This window comes from Leptospira semungkisensis (assembly GCF_004770055.1).
Classification (GTDB): Bacteria; Spirochaetota; Leptospiria; order Leptospirales; family Leptospiraceae; genus Leptospira_B; species Leptospira_B semungkisensis.
The window spans coordinates 1,313,546-1,335,977 of the sequence record NZ_RQEP01000005.1; the positions used below are offsets into that span (position 1 = coordinate 1,313,546).

27 protein-coding genes are annotated in these 22,432 nt (G+C 42.4%); 18 read left to right on the plus strand and 9 right to left on the minus strand.

Going from position 1 to position 22,432, the window contains the following annotated elements:
- The first annotated feature begins 79 nt into the window (after positions 1 to 79).
- Complete coding sequence (locus tag EHO59_RS06235; RefSeq protein WP_135585800.1) at positions 80 to 430, plus strand: DUF2200 domain-containing protein; 351 nt, start codon at positions 80 to 82, stop codon at positions 428 to 430.
- The gene (locus EHO59_RS06240; RefSeq protein ID WP_135585802.1) at positions 427 to 1,041 is read left to right on the plus strand and encodes an SAP domain-containing protein; all 615 of its coding nucleotides are present in this window, start codon (positions 427 to 429) and stop codon (positions 1,039 to 1,041) included. The genes EHO59_RS06235 and EHO59_RS06240 overlap by 4 nt, the downstream gene beginning before the upstream one ends.
- A 76-nt stretch (positions 1,042 to 1,117) precedes the next feature.
- On the opposite strand, the gene EHO59_RS06245 is transcribed toward EHO59_RS06240, so the two are convergent.
- Positions 1,118 to 2,374 (minus strand): glutamate ligase domain-containing protein, encoded by a 1,257-nt coding sequence (locus tag EHO59_RS06245; RefSeq protein WP_135585804.1) that lies wholly within the window; start codon positions 2,372 to 2,374, stop codon positions 1,118 to 1,120.
- 69 nt (positions 2,375 to 2,443) lie between these two features.
- Entirely contained in the window at positions 2,444 to 3,310 is an 867-nt protein-coding gene (gene aroE / locus EHO59_RS06250) for a shikimate dehydrogenase (RefSeq protein ID WP_135585806.1), read from the minus strand.
- Positions 3,311 to 3,377: 67 nt separating this feature from the next.
- Here aroE and EHO59_RS06255 point away from each other — a divergent pair, with 67 nt between their 5' ends.
- Positions 3,378 to 3,770 (plus strand): hypothetical protein, encoded by a 393-nt coding sequence (locus EHO59_RS06255; protein WP_135585808.1) that lies wholly within the window; start codon positions 3,378 to 3,380, stop codon positions 3,768 to 3,770.
- Between the two features lie 52 nt (positions 3,771 to 3,822).
- On the opposite strand, the gene EHO59_RS06260 is transcribed toward EHO59_RS06255, so the two are convergent.
- The gene (locus tag EHO59_RS06260) at positions 3,823 to 4,599 is read right to left on the minus strand and encodes a glycosyltransferase family 2 protein (protein WP_135585810.1); all 777 of its coding nucleotides are present in this window, start codon (positions 4,597 to 4,599) and stop codon (positions 3,823 to 3,825) included.
- A complete protein-coding gene (locus EHO59_RS06265) occupies positions 4,600 to 5,292 on the minus strand; it encodes a histidine kinase (protein ID WP_135585812.1) in 693 nt (230 codons plus the stop codon).
- Between the two features lie 27 nt (positions 5,293 to 5,319).
- On the opposite strand from EHO59_RS06265, the gene EHO59_RS06270 reads away from it, so the two are divergent.
- From EHO59_RS06270 to EHO59_RS06295, 6 genes are all read left to right on the plus strand, one after another.
- Positions 5,320 to 6,681, plus strand: a complete 1,362-nt coding sequence (locus EHO59_RS06270) for an amidohydrolase family protein (RefSeq protein ID WP_135585814.1) — start codon at positions 5,320 to 5,322, stop codon at positions 6,679 to 6,681.
- A 68-nt stretch (positions 6,682 to 6,749) separates the two neighbouring features.
- Complete coding sequence (locus EHO59_RS06275) at positions 6,750 to 7,898, plus strand: S1 RNA-binding domain-containing protein (RefSeq protein WP_135585816.1); 1,149 nt, start codon at positions 6,750 to 6,752, stop codon at positions 7,896 to 7,898.
- Positions 7,898 to 8,359 carry a tRNA (cytidine(34)-2'-O)-methyltransferase gene (locus EHO59_RS06280; RefSeq protein ID WP_135585818.1) on the plus strand — a complete coding sequence of 154 codons (462 nt, stop codon included), beginning with the start codon at positions 7,898 to 7,900 and terminating at the stop codon, positions 8,357 to 8,359. The genes EHO59_RS06275 and EHO59_RS06280 overlap by 1 nt, the downstream gene beginning before the upstream one ends.
- Before the next feature lie 73 nt (positions 8,360 to 8,432).
- Positions 8,433 to 9,098: an ATP-binding protein gene (locus EHO59_RS06285; protein WP_135585820.1), complete on the plus strand. Its 666-nt coding sequence runs from the start codon at positions 8,433 to 8,435 to the stop codon at positions 9,096 to 9,098.
- Between the two features lie 50 nt (positions 9,099 to 9,148).
- Positions 9,149 to 11,125 (plus strand): excinuclease ABC subunit UvrB, encoded by a 1,977-nt coding sequence (gene uvrB, locus EHO59_RS06290; protein ID WP_135585822.1) that lies wholly within the window; start codon positions 9,149 to 9,151, stop codon positions 11,123 to 11,125.
- Positions 11,126 to 11,136: 11 nt separating this feature from the next.
- Positions 11,137 to 11,745, plus strand: coding sequence for a rhomboid family intramembrane serine protease (locus EHO59_RS06295; RefSeq protein WP_135585824.1), 609 nt, complete (start codon positions 11,137 to 11,139; stop codon positions 11,743 to 11,745).
- A gap of 17 nt (positions 11,746 to 11,762) precedes the next feature.
- Here EHO59_RS06295 and cutA read toward each other — a convergent pair whose 3' ends face one another.
- Positions 11,763 to 12,095: a divalent-cation tolerance protein CutA gene (cutA, locus tag EHO59_RS06300; protein ID WP_135585826.1), complete on the minus strand. Its 333-nt coding sequence runs from the start codon at positions 12,093 to 12,095 to the stop codon at positions 11,763 to 11,765.
- 143 nt (positions 12,096 to 12,238) lie between these two features.
- Positions 12,239 to 12,715, minus strand: a complete 477-nt coding sequence (locus EHO59_RS06305; RefSeq protein ID WP_135585828.1) for an LIC_10730 family protein — start codon at positions 12,713 to 12,715, stop codon at positions 12,239 to 12,241.
- A 272-nt stretch (positions 12,716 to 12,987) separates the two neighbouring features.
- Between EHO59_RS06305 and EHO59_RS06310 the strand changes: the two genes are divergently transcribed.
- From EHO59_RS06310 to EHO59_RS06330, 5 genes are all read left to right on the plus strand, one after another.
- Positions 12,988 to 14,253, plus strand: a complete 1,266-nt coding sequence (locus EHO59_RS06310; RefSeq protein ID WP_135585830.1) for a serine hydrolase domain-containing protein — start codon at positions 12,988 to 12,990, stop codon at positions 14,251 to 14,253.
- The gene (locus EHO59_RS06315; RefSeq protein WP_135585832.1) at positions 14,253 to 15,002 is read left to right on the plus strand and encodes a type 1 glutamine amidotransferase domain-containing protein; all 750 of its coding nucleotides are present in this window, start codon (positions 14,253 to 14,255) and stop codon (positions 15,000 to 15,002) included. Before EHO59_RS06310 ends, EHO59_RS06315 begins: the two co-directional genes overlap by 1 nt.
- Before the next feature lie 99 nt (positions 15,003 to 15,101).
- Positions 15,102 to 15,800 carry an HAD-IA family hydrolase gene (locus EHO59_RS06320; RefSeq protein WP_135585834.1) on the plus strand — a complete coding sequence of 233 codons (699 nt, stop codon included), beginning with the start codon at positions 15,102 to 15,104 and terminating at the stop codon, positions 15,798 to 15,800.
- 78 nt (positions 15,801 to 15,878) lie between these two features.
- Positions 15,879 to 16,427 (plus strand): NADPH-dependent FMN reductase, encoded by a 549-nt coding sequence (locus EHO59_RS06325; protein WP_135585836.1) that lies wholly within the window; start codon positions 15,879 to 15,881, stop codon positions 16,425 to 16,427.
- Positions 16,428 to 16,583: 156 nt separating this feature from the next.
- Positions 16,584 to 16,958, plus strand: coding sequence for an LA_3696 family protein (locus tag EHO59_RS06330; protein WP_135585838.1), 375 nt, complete (start codon positions 16,584 to 16,586; stop codon positions 16,956 to 16,958).
- Between the two features lie 12 nt (positions 16,959 to 16,970).
- On the opposite strand, the gene EHO59_RS06335 is transcribed toward EHO59_RS06330, so the two are convergent.
- Positions 16,971 to 17,669: a DJ-1/PfpI family protein gene (locus EHO59_RS06335; protein WP_425460218.1), complete on the minus strand. Its 699-nt coding sequence runs from the start codon at positions 17,667 to 17,669 to the stop codon at positions 16,971 to 16,973.
- A 156-nt stretch (positions 17,670 to 17,825) separates the two neighbouring features.
- Between EHO59_RS06335 and EHO59_RS06340 the strand changes: the two genes are divergently transcribed.
- From EHO59_RS06340 to EHO59_RS06355, 4 genes are all read left to right on the plus strand, one after another.
- Positions 17,826 to 18,125: a helix-turn-helix domain-containing protein gene (locus EHO59_RS06340; protein ID WP_135585842.1), complete on the plus strand. Its 300-nt coding sequence runs from the start codon at positions 17,826 to 17,828 to the stop codon at positions 18,123 to 18,125.
- A gap of 120 nt (positions 18,126 to 18,245) precedes the next feature.
- Positions 18,246 to 19,256, plus strand: coding sequence for an energy transducer TonB (locus tag EHO59_RS06345; protein ID WP_135585843.1), 1,011 nt, complete (start codon positions 18,246 to 18,248; stop codon positions 19,254 to 19,256).
- A 181-nt stretch (positions 19,257 to 19,437) separates the two neighbouring features.
- Entirely contained in the window at positions 19,438 to 19,950 is a 513-nt protein-coding gene (locus EHO59_RS06350; RefSeq protein ID WP_246052672.1) for an ankyrin repeat domain-containing protein, read from the plus strand.
- The gene (locus tag EHO59_RS06355) at positions 19,950 to 20,270 is read left to right on the plus strand and encodes a hypothetical protein (RefSeq protein WP_135585845.1); all 321 of its coding nucleotides are present in this window, start codon (positions 19,950 to 19,952) and stop codon (positions 20,268 to 20,270) included. Before EHO59_RS06350 ends, EHO59_RS06355 begins: the two co-directional genes overlap by 1 nt.
- A 108-nt stretch (positions 20,271 to 20,378) precedes the next feature.
- Here EHO59_RS06355 and EHO59_RS06360 read toward each other — a convergent pair whose 3' ends face one another.
- Positions 20,379 to 21,215 (minus strand): sterol desaturase family protein, encoded by an 837-nt coding sequence (locus EHO59_RS06360; protein ID WP_135585847.1) that lies wholly within the window; start codon positions 21,213 to 21,215, stop codon positions 20,379 to 20,381.
- Positions 21,216 to 21,319: 104 nt separating this feature from the next.
- Entirely contained in the window at positions 21,320 to 22,426 is a 1,107-nt protein-coding gene (locus tag EHO59_RS06365) for a helix-turn-helix domain-containing protein (RefSeq protein ID WP_135585849.1), read from the minus strand.
- Positions 22,427 to 22,432 lie beyond the last annotated feature (6 nt).

The window sequence follows — 22,432 nt, forward strand, 5'->3', positions numbered from 1 at the left end:
AACGGGCAATCTCCGTAGTATTACCAGCAACTCGGTTAAACACTTCTAATAAACAAACTTTAATATTAGAGAACATTATATGGAGAAACAAAAAATCTTTGCAATGTCGTTTGCTAGTGTCTATCCGCTCTATCTTCAAAAAGCGGAGAGGAAAGGGCGTAGTAAGTCGGAAGTGGACCAGATTATTTTCTGGTTAACCGGTTACGATGCAAAATCATTAGAAGAACAATTAAGCAAGCGTACTAATTTCGAAGAATTCTTCGAAAGCGCGCCACATATTAATGATAACGTTTCCCTGATAAAAGGGGTGGTCTGCGGAGTACGCGTAGAAGAAATTGAAGACGAACTGATGCGTAAGATTCGGTATCTGGACAAGTTAATTGATGAACTTGCGAAAGGCAAGTCTATGGATAAGATTCTGCGTAAATGAAGTCCTCCTCCAAGCTCACAAAGAATATAACTGAGACCGAGTTTGATAACGGATATTGGTATGCAGAAGAGATCAAGACCTTTGCAAAAGAGATAGGCATTGAGAATGTTCCTAAGTTACGAAAGGACGAATTAGAAAAGCTGATCAAACATTTTATACGCACCGGCCAAGTAACCAATTCTCAGAGAAAAAATTTAGTCAAAACCGGAGCAAAAGATTTTGAGTTGGGACTAACTCTTTCTATGCCGATCCGCAATTATACTAGCAATAAACAAACGAAGCAATTCTTGGAAAAAGAAGCTTTAAAGATCAACCCGAGCCTGAAGAAAAAATCTGGTGCGAGATATCGTTTGAACCGTTGGAGAGAGGAGCAGATTCAATCCGGTAAAAAGATCACTTATGGCGACCTTGTGAAGCAATACATAAAATTGAATGAAACTGAAGGTTCTTTCGAGAAGATACAATCGGTTCGCTATATTAATTTTCTTTCAGATTTTCTAAAGAGCGAAAAGGAAGCAACCAGAGACCAGGCGCTCCAAGCCTGGAAGCAACTTAAGAAATTGGATATTCCTAAAGATTATAAATCTTGGAAGAAGCAATCTAAGAAATAGAATAGAATCATTTCAGTGCTAGATGCGTTTTAACTCCAATGCTATCCGTTTGCTATGACGAGTTAATGTTTTCTCTTTAGCTTTTTAAATAACCGTACAATCTAAAACTTCCTAGCACTAGTACTCCATCTCCTGGAAGCTCGTTTATCTTAGAAGAAATTTCATCTGAGGAAATCGCAAGAGATTCAAATCCTTTGGGAAGTAAGAATCCTGCTCCTTGCACAAAGTGTGTCTCCGTTCCGAAGCGTTTCGTAAGAGTAAGAATCTCTTCTCCCATTTTTTCTCCTTCTTTGTCGGGGAGAAAACCGGCAATCACGGAGAATCGTTTCTTAGGAAAGAGAGACTCAAGTGAGTTTAAGGTTACTTTGACTGCATCCGGATTGTGTGCTGGATCATATACGATGAAAGGACTTTTAGAGACGATCTCTAAGCGTCCCGGTGGTAGATCTGGAATTTCCGATCCTTGGTTCGCCGGACTCGCGTCTGAGTTATCTTTGTTGGAAAGTAATTCTGAAGATGCATACGTTGATTTTTCTATTGCATGATCTTTTTCTAATATATTCGAATAGATCTGTTTTGTGATCAGATCTGCGAATTCTCGGTTATGTTCTAAATACGGTTTTCCTAATGGAAGAGAAGGGAATAGATGCAATTGGATCTTTCGCTTCTCACATTCTTCCTTTAGGATAGGCAACAATTCTTCTCCGGGATGGAGGGCAAACACTTGCTTCGTTCTCTCAGATAAGATTCCTAGTTTTTCCTTTAGAATCAGATCTTTTGTGTTTCCTAAGACTGCTTTGTGATCTTCTCCTATTGCACAGACGACTAAGATATCCGGTTCACATAGTTTGGTGGCATCCAATCTTCCCCCTAAGCCCGCCTCATAGATTTGGATGGAGACATCTTTTTTTTCAAAGAGAGAATAAGCCCCTAAAGTAAACCATTCAAACCAAGATAGAAAGGAGAGTTCTTCCTTTGTGCCTTGAGAGAATAGGATCTCCGAGACTTCTTGCAGATCCGCTTCGGTCACCGGATCGAATTTCGGGCCTAGGCGTATTCTTTCTTTTGGATCTAATAGATGAGGAGAAGTATAAAGCCCTGTAGAATAACCTAATTTAGAGAATCGATATGCTAGAAAATGAGAAATGGACCCTTTGCCGTTCGTGCCAACAACGGAGATTCTAAGCCTAGGCTTTTTTCTTTCTCTCCAACCGTGAGAGTCCAATAGATTGCGAAACGGTTCTAAGGTATAATTCCCGAATACATTGAAATTTCGGGTCTTCTCCAAATTGGTCAGACTAGATCCGAATTCTAAGAAATCAGGAAATTGCACGAAAAGCTTCCATTTTTATATGATCGATCTATTGTATTTCTTTATTATAAATTTAGAAACTAATTCGGTTTAAACGTAGCCTAAGCTTTTCAGCAGTCTCTCTCTTCCTTTTTGGATGAGTTCCGGGCTAAGTGAAACTCCAGTGAATAGCTTGAACTGTTCCACTGCTTGGTAGAGCAACATCTCTGTTCCAGGGATGATCTTTGCTCCCTTCTTCTTTGCAGCTAAGACTAAAGGTGTTTCTAAAGGATTGTACACTATATCAAAAACCACCTGTCCTTCTTGAAAGCAGTCTTCCGGTATTGCTGGACCAGGTTCCTTGCCCTTCATTCCAAGCGGTGTGGTATGAATAATGAGCGAGAACTCTGAAAAGTTTTTCTGCACTTCAACAAGGCTTTCGGATCTGAGTTTGGAAGAAGTTACCTTGGATAATAATTCTAATAATTCTCTGGATGTTTCTGAATTTCTTGCGGCGATCGTGAGATCTTGGACGTTTCCTTCTTTCAAAAGAGAGAAGGAGATCCCTCTTGCACTTCCTCCGCTTCCGAGTAAGAGCACTTTGCCTTGCAAAGACTTTGGATATTCTTCTAAGATCGCTCTGACTGCACCTTTTCCGTCCGTATTATACGCGCTAATCGATCCGTTTTCTAAGACCAATGTATTGCTCGCTTTGACTGCTTTGGATATTTCGTCGGTTTGATCGGCGAGTTGGAACGCGGCTTCCTTATGAGGAATGGTGACTGAGAGTCCTCTGACTCCGAATTTGCTTAAGGAAGAAAGTTCCTTTTTTTCCAGCGTATCCACTGGAAAAACCAGATACCCGCAATCTAAATTTAGATCTTCATACCAGGACGTATGTAGAACGGGGGACAAGGTATGTGAAAGTGGTTTTCCCACGATCCCGAAGTATTTTGAACTGTCTCGAAAGATTTTCAACGCGTCCCGCTTCTTTTTTACTAAAATTCTCGACTTTATCCCAAAACCCGGAAAACCTGTAAAGCAGATGGGAATCCTGGCCTCGCTCAACGATTTTCTTCCTTTCATTGGCACTCAACCCTTTTTAGTCTTAGCGTCTTCATCGGGGTGGTGGACTACGTTCACTGATATCCTCTTTGTTTTATCTATCAGCGGTGGGTTGGCCTGGTATTTTTATTATTATAAGAGAAAAGATCTCTTAGGCGGCTATTGGGTTGCCTTCTTGGTGGCCTTGCTTGGCTCCTTGATCATTCTTTCTCTCTTCCAAGATCCTATTAGAGAAGTAGTATATTGGCTGATCTCTCCTAAGATCGGAATTTACCAAGTTGCAAATGTGAATTTGATCGCGGTGATCATCGGAGGATATTCAGTTCTCTATATCATGAACCGCATCAATCACAATAAAGAAAGAAGAGATTAAATTTCAATCCGGATCGTAAGTGGTCCGGCTTTATACAAAGAAGCAGAAGCGATTATATTCGTTTCTGCTTTTCTTTTTCTGCCAGGTTCATTTCAAAAATCTTGATATACTTTAAGAAATTATAATAGAACCCCATAATCGCGAGGATAAGCCCTCTGCGACCGTCCAAAAATCCGAATCTCACAAAGAACATCCAAAAGGATTTATATCCAGCTTCGAGCAAAGCCAGGAATAAGCCGGTGCGTTTTCCTTTTCCGAATTTCTCCGTGGCAGCTAGTTCTGAATACTTGTTTATGAAATTCACATGATCATGAAGATTTTTATAGGAATAATGCAATACGGGGCTTTTTAGTTTCTTCTTCTTTCCGGATAATTGTACGGCTTCGTGGACCTTTCCTCCCACGAATTTCCCTTTGGATTTTTGGAAGAGACGAACCCTATAATTAGGATACCATCCTCCGTGTCGGATCCATTTTCCCATGTACATGGTGAGTCTTGGGATCAGGAATCCATCTTCGTCAGGCTCTCCTTTTCGAAAGAGTGCCTGGATCTCTTCTTTCAATTCAGCGGACATTTCTTCGTCTGCATCTAAGGTTAAGATCCATGGAAATTGCGCGAGTGAGATAACGTGGTTCTTTTGGGAAACGTAGTCGTCGAATTTTCGTAGGACTACTTTTGCTCCCTTCTTCTTTGCTAGGATTTCGGTATTATCATGCGAGCCGGAGTCCAGCACTATGATCTCGCTTACGAAATCCAGAGAAGAAAGGCATCTCTCTATATTATCTTCTTCGTTTAAGGTGATGATGCAGGCTGAGATTGGTAAAGACATCTATGCGGGAGAATAATCCTTGTCTCGTACCGACTTGAAATTAGGGGTCAAAGGAATCTCCAATCTCGCTATCGTAGAATCCTTACGGATCAGGATTCGGAAATAAGAAGGATCAATCCCTTCTCCCTTTAGCATGATTAAAATGAGTGCGAGTCCGAGTCCTGCGCCTTCTGAATTATCTTCGTTATCCAAATAGAACTGAGCAATATCCGCGTACTGCATTCCCTTTTCTAATTTTTCTCTCAGGGATCTTTCTTCTTCGGCGGTAACTGGAGTGTTGTTCGTGACTTCGATCCGAATTCCATCCATGGAATAATCGAATGTGATCAGACAAAAGAAACCTTTCTTCTTGGATTTATGACCGTATTCTTCTGCCATTGCTTCGGAGAAAAGTTTTCTGTATTCCGAGATTCCTTTCTTATATTCCGTGAAATTTTCTAGGTCGTAGCCTTTTTCCTCGAAGTAGATCCTTTTTTGATTTGCCTTGCAGGCGTTGATTGATAATTCTTTTACGATAGTGTAAACGGTCGGAACGAGTGTCGGATAAGTAACCTTGTCCAAAATCAGCTCTATGGCTTGTTGGATATGTTCTTCGACGGATCTTGTGATCCTATGGGTCTTTAGAGACAGGATTTTTCCGTTCTCTACCGTAAGCCGGATATTGTCTGATATATCCCGGATTTCCTGACCCATTTAACCTTGAACTTTTCGGAACTCGATTTGTTTGTCAAGAGACTCATTTTAATAGGACTAAAAAAGGTCCGTATGCGATTTTCTCCCCTTCTTCTGGGACTCGTTTTTTTTTCAGGGAGCTTGAGTGCTGAATCTTGGTCGTGGAACGGTGTTTACCTGATCCAGCCCGAGACTTTGGAGTATTCCGGTCCCGTCCAGATCCAGGTCCAAGACGGCTTGGTCGAAAAGATCTCTCCTTCTTCCCCAGGAAAAGAACCTCTCTATATTTTGCCCGGTTTCTGCGATTCTCATGTGACTCTAGGCGCAAATTCTCTAGGAGGACAGAAGGATAAGAACGAGTTGGAATTGGATCTGAAACAATTCCTACTTCACGGCTTCACTCATATCCAGAGTGTCGCAGATCCTGCCTGGGCTACTGAACTTTCAGAGTCGCGAAAAAAGAATTTTGCATTTCCTAAAATCCTAACTTTTCCTCCGGTCCTTCTTGCGGATTCAAAGGAAGTCGCAGGTGCAAAGCCAACCGGATACAAGATCTTAAAATCTCCGGAAGAAGCTATCGCTGCAGTTTCTTCTAGAGGAAGGGGAAGGGCTCATTTATTCCTGAGGCATAACGAGGGAGAAGCCTTCACCATTGACGGAAAACTTTTGTATAGAATGAGATCCGAAGCGGAGAAGGTGGGACTGGAACTTTCCGTTTCCACATTCGGAGAAGAGTTCGCAAATTGGGAAGCACTCTCTTCAGAAGTCAAGGTTCTCTATCATCCGATTCCTGAAATGCCTTCTCTACAACCTGTGGCCGGTAATTTGATCAAGCAAATCTGGGCTCCTCTATTTTCCATTTACTATGCGCAGAAGGAAATAGGGACTTCTTCCTTCTCTCAAGAATGGGAGAAGTGGACGGAATGGAGTCCTTCTTTCAAAGAGAGAGCCATGTCCAAAGAAGCACTTTCTACATTTACTCCTCTTTCCGAATCGGAAAAACAAGAAGCAGACCGAGAATATGATTCCTATCTTGCTTTCTTACGGGCTAGAAAGAATCTGTCCTTACGCATCTTATTGGGTTCAGGTTCGGGACACCAATTTCTATTCCCTGGGATTTCTGGTTGGAAGGAACTTAGGATCTTATCCGATCTGATCGGTCCGAAAGAAGCGTTACGGGCTGCGACGGAAACTACCTGTTCTTATCTGGGAGCGGCTCATGAGGGAAAGATCAGAGTCGGAAAACCGGCGCATCTTTTGATTTTTAGAGAAGACCCTTTGAAAAATTGGGATAAACTGAAGACTCTGAAAACAGTGGTGACGGAGAGAGTGAAAACCGAGATTGCAGCTCCTTCTTCTCCCGAAAAGAAAAAAGAAAAGAAGAAGTCTAAGTCCGGCAAGAAGACTTAAATCCTTTCTTTCCAAAAATCTCGGTCGGCTTGTAGCCGTTAAACATCCAATCTAGAGGGGCTGAAACCATGAAAGACACGCAAAAAGAATTATTCCAAAAATTACTAGATGAGAGTTTCCGAAAGAAGGCGGCTTTAGAACCCGGAGCCAAAGTGAATGCGATCGTCACCAGCGCAAAATCGGATTACGTTTTTATAAAGGTTCAAGAGGCAGGTCTTTCTGGTATCATCTCCGCAGATGAATTCACCGAGGCTCCTAAACAAGGGCAGACGATAGAGGCATATTTTCTTCAGGAATCTTCCGGAGATCAGTATTTCACAACTTGTCTGAATGGAGATACGATCACTAAGGATATGATCTCTGTGGCTCACACTGCTGAGATCCCTGTTTTGGGTCATATCATCGGAGAGAACGATGCCGGCGTAGAAGTCAAGTTAGGCGAGTCCACAGGCTTTTGTCCCTTCTCCCAATTGGATCCTGAGCTTAAAAAACAAGGCAATGGAGTAGGAAAGCGAGTTCGCTTTCTGGTTTCAGAAGTAGGAAATAAGGGAAAGATCATCGTTTCCCAAAAGAAGATCGCAGATAAAGAGAGAGAGGCAAAGATCTCCGTTTTAAAAGGAGAGTTGAAGCCTGGAATGTTCGTGACCTGCAGGGTCAAATCGGTTCATCCTTTCGGTCTGATCGTAGAGGCGGACGGACTCACGGCACTTGTTCCTACTTCCGAAGCGACCTTCAGAAAGAATCCGGACTTATCCAAGGAATTCCATCCAGGTCAGGTGCTTCGCGCCAAGGTTCTCAAGCTAGATTGGGAAGAGGACAAGCATAGTTTCACAGTTAAGGATTTTCTAAAGGATCCTTGGGCCCAAAATGTTCCTTTCAAAGAAGGGGATGTGGTTTCCGGAACCGTGGAAAGCGTGAAGCCTTTCGGAGTATTCATAAAATTGAATGAGAATTTTTCAGGCCTAGTTCCGAATCGAGAAACCGGTCTCCAGAACAGAATTCCTGCGGCCCAACATTTCAAACTAGGAGATCAGGTCTCCGCATTCGTGACTGAAGTGAATCTCTCCAAAAGACAGATCTCTCTTTCTCTCGTGAAGGCAAAAGAAGTGCAGGAAAGATTGGATTACAGCGGATATCTTTCGGAGGAAACTTCTTCTACCGGATCCTTTGGTGCCATTCTTGCAAAATCCTTAAACAAAGGACAGAAGAAGGGATAGTGGCTCTCCGGATCGCATTGTATCGGCCCGAGATCCCTCCTAATACTGGAAATATCGCCCGACTCTGCGTCGCCTTGGGAGCAGAACTTCATATCGTAGGAGAGCCTGCATTCGAACTGACCGAAAAGGCGGCGAGAAGAGCAGGCTTGGATTACTGGGATAAGCTGAGTCTAACTTTACATTCCGATTGGGAGAATTTTACAAAAAGTGTTTCTTCTGATTCCAAGATCTATTTGGTTTCCACAAAAGGCAGCGTTTCTTATACAAAGCCGCAATATTTAGAAGACGATATTTTTCTATTTGGGAATGAGACTTCCGGTTTGCCCGAAGAAATTTTTCGTTCCGACATTCCTGCAGGGATCATTCGAATTCCAATGGAAGAAGATTGCAGATGCTTGAACCTGAGTAACGCCGTGGCCGTTGTCGCGTATGAAGCGTTGCGTCAGATTCGTAGCTGGTGAAACGGAACTTATCTTCTAAAAAAAATCGGATTTACACCCCTCGAAAAAAAAAGTCCTATGGAAAAATATGGGAATGTCCTTTTCCCTAGGAGAGATAGAGACCCGAGTACGGGAGCTCCTAGCAAACGGTTTAACAGGAAATTCCCAGGATTTCCATGCGTGGATTCGTATGGACACTCTTCGTCGTTTTAGAGAAGAGCCAGTATTTCCTCCTGATTCTGTCCAAAAAGTCCTAGATGATCTAGTTTCTAAGAAAGAAGCTGCCAAGGGCAAATTGGATCCTAGAGAATATGCTCTTTCTACCGAATCTACTCTCCATAAAAAGCCCTCCAAAAAAGAAGAGTATCTGATCCTGGGCAGGACGGAGTTCCAACCGATGCAATATGTTCGTAGCAGAATGGAATCCTTTCTTCGCGCAAATGGGATCAACGAGGACCTGATCGTAGACCTAACAATCGGTTCGATCGAGGCAGTGGAGAACGCAGTCAAGTACGGAGACGGCGGAAATGTCGAAGTCAGTTATTCCATCGAAAAAGAGAATGTTTTTAAGATCCGACTGGTGAACAATCTAAGAGAACTGAATATCGAAGAAGATATAGAAAGAGGAAAATTTTCTTCCACTGCCACCCTGATGAGAGGGATGATGGTCATGCAAAAATTATTCGATAAACTGGATCTAGAGATCTTAGAGGACAAACGACAAGCTCTGTTTATGGCAGAGAAACGACTTCCGAAATAATCGGATTTATCTAGCCTTCTTCCAAGATAGCGGGTCTTTGAACCAAAGCCATGTCTGCAATTTTCAAAATACATTCCCCATATAAAGCCGCCGGAGACCAGGTCCAGGCGATCGAAAAGATCGCAACTTCCTTCCAACAGGGAGAAGAGAAGGTAACTCTAGTCGGAGTTACAGGCTCTGGAAAGACTTATACCATGGCTCAGGTAATCGCTCATCTGGGTCTTCCTACCTTGGTATTATCACATAACAAGACCTTGGCGGCTCAGTTATTCCGGGAATTTAAGGAATTCTTTCCGGAGAACGCTGTAGAATATTTCGTTTCTTATTATGATTATTATCAGCCTGAGGCCTATGTTCCTTCTTCGGATACGTTCATAGAAAAGGACATGTCCATGAATGAGGAGATAGATAAACTCAGACTGAGAGCTACTTCTTCTCTTCTGGAAAGGGATGACGTGATCATCGTGAGTTCCGTTTCCTGTATCTATGGTCTCGGTTCTCCTGAAGAATATGTGAACTCAGTGGTCTCTTTAAAGACAGGAGATGTGATCGATAGAGACCAAGTCATTCGCAAACTTCTTCATATACAATACAATCGTAATGATACTGATTTCTCTCGGGGAAATTTTAGGGTAAGAGGAGACAGCATTGAAGTCTATCCGGCTTATCATACCGAGGCATTTCGAATCGAATTCTTTGGAGACGAGGTGGATTCGATCGCGAGGATCCATCCTGTAACTGCTCAGGTCATTGCTAAGCAGGAGAAATGTTTTATCTATCCTGCAAAACACTTTATCATGGCGGCTCCTCTTATCAAGGATGCGATCCTTAGGATCAAAGATGAGATGGCGGAACAAGAGGCAAAGTTCACTAAGGAGAATAAGTTTCTTGAAGCGCAAAGGATAGTGTCTCGAACCAATTATGATATGGAAATGCTCCAAGAGATGGGATACTGCAACGGGATCGAAAATTATTCCCGTCATCTTACAGGTAGACAAGAAGGAGAAAGGCCTGCTTGTCTGATCGATTATTTCAGAGGAGATTTCCTTCTGATCGTAGATGAGTCTCATGTTACTATTCCTCAGGTTGGGGGAATGTTCGCAGGCGATAAGGCACGAAAGCAGACTCTGGTGGATTTTGGGTTCAGACTTCCTTCCGCATTGGACAATCGTCCTCTGAACTTTACGGAATTTGAATCCTTAACTCCTCGGACATTGTATGTTTCTGCAACACCGGCCGAATATGAGATTGAAAAAAGTAAGATAAGAGTAGAGCAGATCATTCGTCCTACCGGTCTCTTGGATCCGATGGTAGAAGTTCGTCCTACCAAAAACCAAGTCGAAGATCTTCTAGTAGAGATCCGCAAACGGATTGAAAAAGAGGAGAGAGTCTTAGTTACCACTCTTACTAAGAAGATGGCTGAGGATCTCACCGACTATTATAAGGAACTAGGACTGAAGGTATCTTATCTGCATTCCGAAGTGGATACTTTGGAGAGGGTAGAAATCATCCGAGATCTGAGAAAGGGAATCTACGATGTTCTAATCGGGATCAATCTACTCAGAGAAGGTTTAGATATTCCGGAGGTTTCTCTCGTCGCAATCTTGGACGCGGACAAGGAAGGTTTTCTTAGAAATTATAAATCCTTAATACAAACGATTGGACGGGCCGCGAGGAACGTGAGCGGAACTGCAGTGCTGTATGCGGATAAGATGACTGATTCTATGACAAAGGCAATCGAAGAGACCAAGCGTAGACGAAGCATCCAAGAAGAACACAATCATAAGTATAAGATCTCTCCTCAGACAATCAAGAAGCAGATCGGCGATATCATCGAAAGAACTGAAAAAGATCTGACTCCTGAAGAAGCAGCTTCTGAAGAGATAGATAAGAAATTCAGAGAAAAGAATTTCTCTTCTAAAGAAGAGATGAAGGAAAGGCTCCGAGAGGAAATGTTAAAAGCAGCAAAAGAACTCGATTTCGAGAGGGCTGCGATGCTCCGGGACAAGATGCTTTCCATTAAATAATCGAGGAATTCATGGGTTTTAGTATTACCATAGTCACAATAGCCATCACTACGATCCTTAGCTTATACACTTTGTATTCGGATCAGAATCTATTAGATAAACTGATCTTACGTCCGTTTAGGGACTCGAGAGAAGGGAACTATTACACTCTCGCGACCAGCGGATTTATCCACGCAGACTTGCAGCATCTATTGTTCAATATGCTGACTCTCTATTTCTTTGGTGGGGTAGTGGATCATATCATGGGCCCGATGGGCTTCATGGGACTTTATTTGGCGAGTATCATCATTGCGAACTTGATCACTTTTAACAAGTACAAGAATGATCCGAATTACGGAAGCTTGGGTGCTTCTGGAGGAACTTCAGGAATCGTATTCGCTTCGGTATTATTTTATCCGTATTCTCATATTTATTTCTTCTTCATTCCGATTCCGATCCCTGGGCCTTTATATGCGGTATTGTATCTAGCGTATTCTTATTATGCTTCTAAGAATAATAGAGATGGGATCAATCATGATGCGCATCTTTACGGATCTTTGACCGGACTCGCAGTGGCAATGCTTGTGGAGCCCGGTTCTGCAATCGCTTTCTTACATTATATAACAGGAATATTCTTGTAAGGAATTCGCAAAAGGGATCATCCCCCTTTTGCGATCTTATCTTTGATAAACGCTTTGAATTTATCGGATCCGAAGCTTACATCCATTTTAATGATCTCAGGAGCAAGATACGGATGCTTCTTCATGATATATTCTTCGATCGCTGTGTACTGATCCGCCTTTGCTTTTAATAGGATCTTGTTTTCCGAATCGATGGTAAGTTTGCCTTCCCATTGATACAATAGAGAAACTTCCGGAAAAATAGTACCGCTAGTGATGATTCCAAGCTGGAGCATTTCCGCTATGTATTCTTCTGCCAGATCTCGGTCCGCCAAGGTAGTAAATATAAGAATTTCTTGCGATGAAGCCATTCATTTCCTCCAAGAGAAAGGAAGATAGAAGATCTCTATGGTTTGTCCAGTCTTTCTTCCTGTTCTTGCCATACAATTTCGGCATCAGAAGAAGTCTTAGTCTGATGATCTCTTGCGTACGTCCGAGGATCTATCTGTTTTGATCAGTATCTTGGTGCGTTCGGATTGGAATAATTTCCCTTTCCAGAATTCGGCATGGAGCCACCCGAGCTAGAAGGTTCAAAATTATCGCAGACATTTCTACATTGAGCGATGCAGTTTTCTCTTTTACGATTCAATGTGACTGCCGTGATTACCGTTTCTACTGCAGGACTCGGATATTCCTTCCAGCATTTATCCTTACAATCGCTGTACAGGCTAGTGCAATTACGAGCGTCGTAAGGGCTACGATTCTGTTCTGTCATCAACTGAAAGAGCTCTTGCTCTTCTTTGGTCTTGAAGTTTTGCTTCTTTCCTTTTCGAGCAAGTTCCGCCTTGCTTAGATTAGCCTCGTCTACCGTAGGCACATCTTCTAGGACAGCTCTTTCGCTTCCCTTCGGCGCGCTCCCTCTACTCCAATCCACTGCAAAATAGCAGTTCGTCAAAAGGAGAAGGATCAGGATTTGCGATTTATTTTTCATAAGGAAGGGGTCGATATTATCTAGAAAGCTCTCGGATTAGTAAACTTCCCTTCGATTTTCTCGCAAGGAAAGAAAAGCTCGATTTTAAAAACTAGACCCTTAGGATTAGAAGATTTTAATTCGTCGCTTAACAAAGAAGGATGACGTTTTTTGCGTATTTTCATCCCAATTTTGAAGGAAAAAAATTTCCGAAACGCGTCTCATAAGTATTGAAGGGCAAATCGCCTGTCCTACTATATGCTAAGACCCGAAAACATGGATAGGAGGTTCGAGTGAGTAGATCCTTTTCAAGCAAATCGGTAAGTCGTCGTCTCTTTCTTTTCACCTTAGTTTTCCTATTTATATCCAATTGTAGCACTTTCGCCTGGGGATGGGTTAAGGTCCCTTCCGGATTCGCATGGGATCAGGACCAGGTTGGGATTCTGGATCGCAGTCCTGCAGAAGGATTCTCAGTACTATATCCAGAAGAGGCTGGTCTGGATTCGAAACCTCTCATAGAATTATCTAAGAAACTCCGGAAGGATAAAACAGAAGTGCGTTCCCTTCTTATATTGAAAGAAGGCAACCTGGTTTGGGAGAGATACGCAGGCGGAGTCTCCAGGCAACACAATCATAATATGTATTCTGTCACCAAATCGGTGACCTCTCTATTATTAGGGATTTGTTATACGAATTCCTGCGGAGTGGATTTGGACGAAAGTCTTGCCTCCGTCGAGACTGGACTACCTGGCCTATTGCCCGCTGAGTTGAGCGGAAAAGAATCCATTCGTTTAAAGGACGCCATGCACATGAGTTCCGGAATGGGCTGGGATTCTTTCGCTAAGAAGGAAGATATCAGAACCGAATCGGATCCTCTTGCGATTGCCTGGACTCCAACAGTTTCCGCTCCTCCTGGAACAAAATTCGAATATTCTAATGGAGACACTCAGCTTGTTGCCGGATACTTGGAAGCCAAGACAGGAAAGAGCTTGTACGAATACTCTAAGAATACTGCTTTCTCTTGGTTAGGCATCAAAGGAGAAGAATGGTATACATCTTCTTCCGGAAGACAAACTGCCGGATTCGGACTTCGTTTAAGAGCGATCGATATGCTCAAGATAGGACAGCTTTATTTAGAAGGTGGAAAATGGAAGGGCCGCCAAGTGCTTCGTCCGGAATGGATTGCTTGGACCTTGGAGCCAGGAGTAGACAAGAGATACGGTCTGCAATTTTGGCTGCATGAGTTCGAAGGCAAGCCTACCTTTATGGCGAACGGAAAGGGCGGGCAATTCATTTATGTAATTCCTCATCGCAAGATAGTAATCGTAATGACTAGCGCAATCTGGGACCAAGCTCCGGATAATGTGTTAGCTTCCGTATTGGAATCTGTTAAGTCGTCCTTGCATTCCAAAGAAAAGACTGCTTCTTTAGAAAGAGAGGAGGCTGTATTGAAAGAGCTAAAGACCGCTCATAAGACCTCACTGGATCCGAAACTAAAAGAAGGCGCAGACGAAACAAGAATTGCAGCGGAACCAGGGATGAAGCAGAATCATCCTTAATGAAGACCGTCTTAATTCCAATTCCTCAGATTGATTTCGATCCTACCGAGGTCTCCGTACCTTGGAAAACTCTCAGCCAGAAAGGATACAAGATCGTATTCGCGACACCTTCTGGAACTCCCGGTGAAGCTGATTTTAGAATGGTAACCGGCAAAGGGCTCGGAATATTATCTCCTGTTTTAAAGGCAAGAAAAGAGGATGTAGAATTCTATAGAGAATTAGAAAAATCGAATGAATTCCTTTCTCCTAAAAAATACGAATCGATCAAACCGGATTCTTTCGACGTATTATTACTTCCTGGAGGCCACGCCAAGGGAATGAGAACCTATCTGGAGTCCGAAAGCTTGCAAGGCTTGGTAGGAAAAACCTTTGCAGAAGGAAAACCTATAGCGGCGATTTGCCACGGAGTCCTTCTTGCAGCCAGATCTAAGAATCCTAAGACAAAGAAATCTTCCTTATCCGGATATAGAACGACTGGCCTGCTTCGTTCTCAGGAATTGTTAGCTTGGAATTTAACCAGGGCTTGGTTGGGAGATTATTATAGGACGTATCCTACTCCTTTGCAGGACGAAGTTATTTCCTTTCTCGCGTCTTCTTCTGACTTCGAGGAAGGGCCGATGCCTGTGTCCAGAGATACTTCTAACAACTTCAAACCTGGATTTACTGTTTTGGACAAAAACTATCTCTCGGCTCGCTGGCCTGGAGATGCTCATAAGTTTGCAAACGAGCTGCCTTTATTCTTCGGATGATCTTAGGATTTTGATTTTCCGAAAGGGAAGCAGAAACAATCTGTCCTTTAGATCTGTTGCATATACGTTTTCAACGATAGAATGCGGTTTAAATAGAAAATGAGTTCGAAAGAAAGATATATTTTTTTAGATGTAGGCGACACTCTTCTTACAATGAAGAAGCCGGCTGGAGAAGTATACTTCGAAGTGCTCAATGAATTCGGCCTTGATGCTACCAAGCATCCGAAAGGCTTTATGGAGAGAGCCTTTCGCAAGGCATATTCTCATATGACCAGGCACCCTCTGCCTGATTATCAGGACAAATTTTACGCTCACACGGATGGAAGCGAAGGTTGGTGGAGAGAATTACTCGGTTATTTCTTAAAAGAAATAGGCTCGGATCTGCAACCTGATCCAATCTTCCAATCTATATTCAAAAAATTTGATGAACCAAGCGTTTGGCAGATCGATCCTGGCTTCACAGACCTATTAAAGTTTGTAAGAGAAAATAAATTTGGGTTCGGGATCATTTCGAACTGGGATCATCGTCTCAAAGAATTATTAGCGAGTGTAGGAGTCTTGGATCATTTCGATCCTGTGATCGTTTCTGCCGAATTCGGTTATGAAAAACCTTCTCCTCTGATCTTTAAGGAAGCCGAAAATATTGTCGGCCTTTCTCCAGATAAGATCGTCTATTGCGGAGATAAAATAGAATTAGATATTACTCCTACTCGCTCAAGAGGATGGACTGCTTTCCACAAGCATCCGGAAGGAGATATTCGTAGTATAGGAGAGCTTGTAGGGTTACTTAGTAGATAGGCTCTAACTTTATTTTCTTCTTCGATCTTTCCTTCCTCAAACCCGTCTAAATGAATACGGATTGTCTCTGGAAATAAAATGAAACTACTCGCTATATCTGGAAGTCTTCGCAAAGGCTCCTCCAACACCGCCATATTACTCGCAGCTCAAAAGAGTGCAGAAAAAAATATAGAAATCACGTTAGCCGCTCCATTAGATCGCCTTCCTCATTTCAACCCGGACTTGGATACGGAGACTCCTCCCGAATCTGTAAAAGTTTGGAGAGACGAATTGAGAGAAGCGGACGGGATTATCTTTTCTAGTCCGGAATATGCCTTCGCAATCCCTGGAGTATTGAAGAATGCATTGGATTGGATCGTTTCCAGCGCCGAATTGTATAATAAACCTGTGGCATTAATTAATGCTTCTCCAAGCTATGGAGGAGCTGCCAAGGCTCAGGCAGCATTGATCCAACTTCTTGGAGTCTTAACTGCTAAAGTTGTAGATAAGGCTGTCCTGAATATCGCTTCCGTAAATAAGAAGATCGATTCCGAAGGAAATATTTCAGATGATGGCACTGCGCAAGAACTCCAAAATTGTGTGAATGCACTTGTCGAAGAAGTCTCTCTGAATAAAAATTCTAATTAGAATATAATGAATTTCTGTTCCACTTTATGCGAGTAAGGTGGAATTAAAATTCCGTCATCTTTCTTTAAAAAATTCGCTCACCGCTCTTCTTTTTTGCCCTGAATCTTAAAGTTAGAGGATAAATATACTGTCCTCTAACTGAGGAGTGTTATGATAATGCCAGCACCGATGTTTCAAAAAATTCCTCGTAAACTGGAGGAATTGTTGGGCCACGATGGTTCTGAAAATTTTACGGATTTTCTAAACAAGGCGTTTGCTTATAGCAAGGAGAATGTTGTGGAGCAAGTATTCGAGAGATTTGAAAGAAGATTGTCCGAAGAGATCAATACGTTTCGCGTCGAAATGAAAACCGACATGGCCAATCTTCGTTCGGAATTTAAAACCGAAATGGCTGAAATGAAAGGTGAGCTCAAAGGAGAGATCAGTTTGCTACGCGCAGATATGTACAGGCTAAACTCCATGCAGATCAAATGGTCTTTGGCAACCATGGTGGCTTTAACCGGGATATTTGCGTTAATTGTAAAAGTGTAATAAGAGATACTCTTATTGCTTCTTTAGGTTTTGTATTGCTCGGCCTGCGATCTCTTTGCGGAGATCCTGAGCCTTCTTTCTCGAAGTTATTGTTTCTTCCAAGACTTCTGCAGGTGCGGTGCTCGGGTGTCCTGCGGAAAATGGGGGAGCCGGATTGTATTCCAAGATCAACTGAATCTCTTCAGCTGCTTTCTTGCTTTGGAGTTCAGCAACCAGAGAAAGTGCAAAGTCAATCCCTGCCGTAACTCCTCCTCCCGAGGCACGATCCTTATCGAGGACCACTCTATCTTTTTTCACTTCTACTTCAGGAAAGAGCTCTAGCACATCTAAAGAAAGCCAATGACTTGTGGCCTGATAGCCTTTCAATAATCCAGCAGAAGCAAGTACCAATGAGCCAGTGCAAACTGAAGTGAGATAACTTGCTTTTTCTGCCTTTGCTTTCAACCAAGAGAGAATTTTCTGATTCTCCATGAGGCGGTTGACCCCGAGGCCTCCAGGAACCAATACTAGATCGAAATCAGGAGATTCCTCCAGGTTTAGATCGGGGATGAAAAACATTCCTCTTTCAGAGCGGATTGGATCCTTGGATTCCGCCACCAGGGAAACCTTGGCACCTTTCATTCTAGAAAATACTTCGTAGGGGCCGACCATATCCAGAGGGGTCAGATCCGGAAAAATTAAGATCCCAATATGAAATTCAGAAGACATGATCAAAGAAGAAGTTTCGGAAAGGGTTCTGCAAGTTGAAATTATCGAATTTGCGTGTAGTTCCGGCATATCGGAGCAAAATTCCTTCTTCCTTTGTTTGTTACAGATCTTAATATCCTAATTTGGGATATTCTAAAATAGGAAGTACAATTCCTATGTTTGGCCAAGACGATCTATACAGAAGAATACAAGATCTTTCAACGCTTATTAAAGAAGGCGAGGGAGGAGTCTGGCCTGACCCAAATCGAAGTCGCTCAGGCGTTAGATGCTCCACAATCCTTTGTTTCTAAGATAGAGGCCGGAGATAGAAGGATAGATGTGATAGAATTCTGGCGATTGGCAAGATTGTATAAAAAGCCTTACGACTTCTTCTTCCGATTCGAAGAGAAATTAGAATCCAAGCCCAAGAAAAAATCTCTCAAAGCCGCAAGCTCTCTTAAGAAGAAGAGCAGATCCTGATCTTTATCAATTGCATTTCATTCTCTTGGGAGCCAAACTAATCGGCTTTTCAGTAGAAAAGAAGTAGCCATCAGTAAACCGGAATTTAAAAGAAAGCATCCGCTTTTGCGGTTATGCGAAATGAAACGAATTGAAATTAAATCCTTAGCTCCTTGGACGTATGGGGCGAGTATCGTATTCACTGCGATCCTGTTTTTCTTTCTGGGCAGACTCAGCTTGGACAAGATCGAATCTTCACTTGCTGATCCTTTTTCGAGTTCAGAAGTTTTTGAGTCCCCGGCACTCTTCTTAAGACCCCATCTTCTTCTTAAAAATGTCCGTTTTCATTGGCAAAAAGGGATCTATGTGGATGCGGAGAAGCTCGCCCTTGAGGCGATCTCGAAATCGGGAAACATTCTCGCCTTTGATAGACCAGAATCTTTTAGTTTAAAAATTCTTTCCGGAGAGATCCGGATCCCTTATGGAAGTTTGGAGAAATTGATCAATGGCAGGTTGCTCGCCTTTGCGGATTCTCCTCTTCGCAAAATACATATCTCTCCGATTTTTCATAAAGGTACTTGGAAACTCAAAATGAGCGGAGAGGTCAAACTGGTTGTTTGGGTAGCTTTTGAAGGAATAGCAAATATGAAGATCGATTCCGAATCGGGAAGGATACTTCTCGAAAATGAATCCCTTCAGGCCCTGCTCAATCCGTATACCAAAGAACTGTTAAATACTGTAGGAGTTTCTTTTGAAGATCTGATTCGTTTCCCGAAAGGAAAGGGTCTTGTGATCTCAGGAAATCGGATCTTCTTCGAACCATTCTCCGTTTTTCCCGATCCAGCTGTGGAAGGAAGGATCGCCGAAATTAAGTTAAACGAAGAGACATTGCAGATAGGCTTCGTTCAGGAACAAGAACTGCCGCTTCCTAAGACCAATTCCAAGAACTATATCTATGTTCTCGGGGGGAAGCTTCTCTTCGGAGGGATCCAAGTCCACCAAGGCAGGATACTCTTGCAGGATAAGAATGAATCTTCTCCCTTTGAATTCTCTTTTGCCCAGTATCGCAAGACTCTCTCTTTATCCGAAGTAAAAATGGAAGAAGATGGAAGTGTTTTGATATCTATGCCGGATTCTTCACCTTTAGATTGAGTCCGCTTATCATTTAGAAATAAATTTTAGACATATCCAGTTTGTATGATCTACTAACTCTGCGCTGCTTGATTTTTGTACATTCAGAAATTTTAAACTACTAAAAACATAAAATTTCCATCTCGGGAAAAAAACGGGAACTCTCTCGGGTCTTGTGTGTATCAGCGTGGAGGAATAGACCGTGAGTTACCTAAAGAACAAAAAAAATCCATTTATTGAAGAGTTTAGATCAGCCAAGAAGATCTTGGTATCGGCCATTTTCTTATTGAGTTGCGGCCTCTTCGGATGCACCCTTTCTACTGTTCGCCAAGGATATCCTTCCGACTATGTTTATAAAGGGGACCTAAGAGGCCTTAAGGTTACTCTCACAAAAGGACATTCTATAAATACAAGGGATCCTTATACACAGAACTACACTCCTCTGATGATTGCCGCGAGAGAAGGAGAAATTGCAATTGCAGAGTTCTTGATCAAGAACGGAGCGGATGTAAATGCAAAGACGAGGGATGGTCATACTGCTCTTATGATGGCGGCTTATAATCGAAATCCGGAATTCGTGGAGTTATTGCTAAGGAACGGAGCAAAGGTGAATGTAAGAAGCATACAGGGCCATACTGCTTATTCTGAAGTTACCTTGGATGATTCCGTTCGAGTTAAGGAGTTGCTTAGTACCTTCGGTGCTAAGTCCAGATAATGAAATCCTTCGTTATTATTGCCTTTCTTTGGATCGCGTTAGGATCTTGCTCTAATGATTCTGCCTGCGATCGAGGCTGCAATAATAACCTTTCCGTTTGTCTTTTGTTAACAAAGGGATCTAAAAGTCCTCTCGGAGTTTACTATATATGCGAAACCTTTCATACTTCTTGCGTAAATGCATGCTACTATTCCGGCACGAACGTTAGAACTTATCGTGGAGGAAGTTCTCGAGGAGGCTCAGGCGGAGGATCCGGAGGGGACGGTGGAGAAAGTGGCGGCCATGGGGGAGGAGGTCACGGAGAAGGAACTATATTTTAGATTTTCTTAAAACTCTTTTGAAAATAAGAGCCATAGATTACTCACAAGACCCTGGAATGAAAAAAAGAAGAGACCGAAAATACCGGTCTCTTCTAAAGATATAAAGAGCTATTTTGCAAAGCCAATTTGGGAGGCTTTTGCTTCAAATTTTTCTTCTTTTCTCTCCGCTACCTCATCAAAGTACGTTTCGTAATTCGGGAAATTCGTTCCCATGATCCTATCCCAGAAGTTGAAGTATAGACTGTAATTTCCATGAAACTTCTGATGATGTTGGTTATGGTGGGTAGAGGTATTGATCCACTTGGTTATCGGATGACTTGCCCATCCTTTAGGCAAGAATTCATATCCAAGATGCCACCAGATATTCATGACCATCGCATAGAATGTATGGAACAGGAAGACTCCGAAATGGATCGGAACCAAACTGATAAACGGGACTACATATACTGCTTCTAAAAACGCCTCAGCCCAATGGAAATTATAAGCTGCCAAGGGAGAAGGGTTTACCGATTTATGATGAATTGCATGTACGAAGGTATAGACCTTTTTGTGATGCATAAGTCTATGAGCCCAGTAGAACCAGGTTTCGTGCCAGATAGTGATCAGAACAAAGCTCAAGATCGCGTAAGCCCAACCGTAATCTGAAATCTTAAAATATAAGGCCTTAGGAATATATCCTAACTTTTGAAGACTGAAAGAAATCACTGCAACCAGACTGAACATTACCATAGTCACAGCGGACTGTTTGATCTCGAAGACTACCTTTTCCCATTTAGGGAAACTTTTCTGGATCCTGAACTTATCGAAGTATCCTTTCTTCCAGACCCAAAAGATAAAAAATGCGAGTCCCGCAAGAGGGTAATACCTAATAAAATTCATACTAAGTTGAAAAAGCCCGAAGTTTCGGACACATTCCCAACCAAAATCGCAAGCGTTGATACTCATGCTTCCTCCGAATGATCGAGGAAATTGTATCTCGGGTCTTGAAAAGAGTCGTCCTCTCCGATCGGATCGGAAGGAAATAAAGGTCCGGACCGATCAAACCGGACTTATTTGCTCTTTTTTTTACGGATTTTACTTCGGTATTCGGAAGGAGTGAAGCCGGTTTCCTTGCGAAAAACATCGTTAAAAGTGGATTTGGAGCGAAATCCTGAAGAGTAGGCGATGGAAAGCAAAACTTCCTGCGGATCAGATTCTATTCTTTGTTTTGCCTCTTCTACCCTATGCTCGTTCAATAATTGAAAAAAATTCTTTCCGATTTCATTGTTCAGATATTCGGAAAGTTGGTGGGTGCTGATCTCGAGTTTGCTCGCTAAGAATCCGAGGGTAAGATCTTCCTTTAGGAAAACCTTTTCGTTTTGGAAGAGATTCTCTAAATTGCGCTTGATACTCTCTAGATCCAATCCGTTCAACTGCGAAGCTTTGTATTTCTTCTCTTCTTCTACCACTTTTCTGACTTCCAAAAAGAATTCTGGAAATCCTTGGCGAAGAATATAGAGAGCGCATAAAAAGATCCCGATCAGAGAGCCGACTCCTTCTAATCCTCTTATGGATCCGATAAGCACTGAAAAGAATCCATAGAGAAGAATAAATAGAGTAAAAGAAGCAACTCCGAAGATCGTCAGCATTCTGGCGTCCTTATAGACGACGCAGTATCTAACTTCTGTAAACAGTTTGAATAATATAGAGAACAAGAAAGTAAACATTACGCCCATGGTGCTGAGCACTGGGATCTTTAAGAATAATGGAAGACCAGTGCTTTGCATATTTTGTAAGAGCGCGATCTTTTCGGGGCCGTTGGAAAGATAAAACGGAAGCATCCAAAGTAATACTCCGAGTGCAGGAAGCGTCTTTAGATATAGGATCTTTTTAGGTTCGGGAGGATTTCCCATGGCAAGAAGAAGATAACGTTCTAGAAAGGGGCCCATCAATGCTGAGATAGGAAGATGGGTCAGATACAGACCCGGAAAGAATACGATCATCTTGCAAGTAAGTAAGAATGCGTGAGTGAGAAAGATCCCGACTAAGAAGAAAATGAAAGCGAGTAAATTTTGTTTTTCTCCTCTGGGAGAGGAGAAGATCTCCCCTAAAGAAAATAGAAAAGCGAGACCGATCGAGAAAGCCAGGAATAAGGATGTAGGTGAAAAATTCGCCATATCAGA